Raw genomic sequence first — 255 nt, forward strand, 5'->3', positions numbered from 1 at the left:
TGCGCGCACGATCCCGGTCGACTACGCGTCGCATTCCTCGTACGTGGAGCAGATCGAGCAGCAGATCGGCGAGGCGTTGGACGGGGTTGCCCCGCAGGCTGCCGAGGTCCCGCTCTTCTCGACGCTGACGGGTGCCTGGCTGGATGCCGACACCCTGATGGATGGCGGGTATTGGTATCGCAATCTGCGTCAGACGGTCCTGTTCGAGCAGGCCACGCGCGGTCTGCTCGCTGAGGGGCACGGGCTGTTCCTGGA

At 66.3% G+C, this 255-nt stretch carries 1 protein-coding gene; it reads left to right on the forward strand.

Features of this window, described 5'->3' with window-relative positions; genetic code table 11:
- Window positions 1-43: 43 nt before the first annotated feature.
- Window positions 44-255 (forward strand): hypothetical protein (locus ADL01_RS27475; protein WP_234354808.1); only part of this gene is annotated, 212 nt, incomplete at its 3' end.

The sequence above is a fragment of the Streptomyces sp. NRRL WC-3618 genome (genome assembly GCF_001280005.1).
GTDB lineage: Bacteria > Actinomycetota > Actinomycetes > Streptomycetales > Streptomycetaceae > Streptomyces.